1 protein-coding gene is annotated in these 600 nt (G+C 40.7%); it reads left to right on the top strand.

Going from position 1 to position 600, the window contains the following annotated elements:
* Positions 1–360: 360 nt before the first annotated feature.
* Positions 361–600, top strand: a 240-nt coding sequence (locus R7E78_RS28335) for a hypothetical protein (protein WP_318058908.1), incomplete at its 3' end; no start/stop codon positions are given.

Raw genomic sequence — 600 nt, 5'->3', positions numbered from 1 at the left:
CAATATTTTTCATGTGGCATTTTATATCTAGCATTTTGTATGCCATGAATATTGAGTGTGAGAGATGCCAGATAATATAAGGAGTAAGCATGGTGGTGGTTATTAATTGCGCGTGATTGCTTGTGGGGAATAAGAAAAAATTACAAATAAGAATCCATTCAAAGGAAATAATTACAGGTCATTTTGCAATGATTGGGGCCATTTGAATTCTATTTCAATAAAAACAATGACTTATTAACTTGGCACAGTAATCGCAATACCACTCACGAGGAAACGAAAAGAATTCACTTTTATCAGATTACTTCTCAGCGGAATCACAACCGTTTAATCCAAGGTAATCTCAATCAACGGAGGCTAGTTATGGCTAATACAAAAGAAAGCGCAGTTAAACCTCAAGAGCAATTTGAAGAGGCGTACCACCTTGCAGAGCAAGCCACTTCAGAAGCTGTTGGCGCCATGAAAGAACATGCCAAAGAGAAGCTGGAAGTCGGCGCAGAGAACATTCAGCAAGCGACCAAATCCGCAGAAAACGTCATTAAAGAGCGTCCGCTGTTGAGTATCGGTTGTGCATTCCTGGCAGGTTGGGCGGTCTCTAAGCTC

The sequence above is a fragment of the Vibrio sp. YT-19(2023) genome (assembly GCF_033337395.1).
This window is presented reverse-complemented; position numbering and strand designations above follow the sequence as displayed.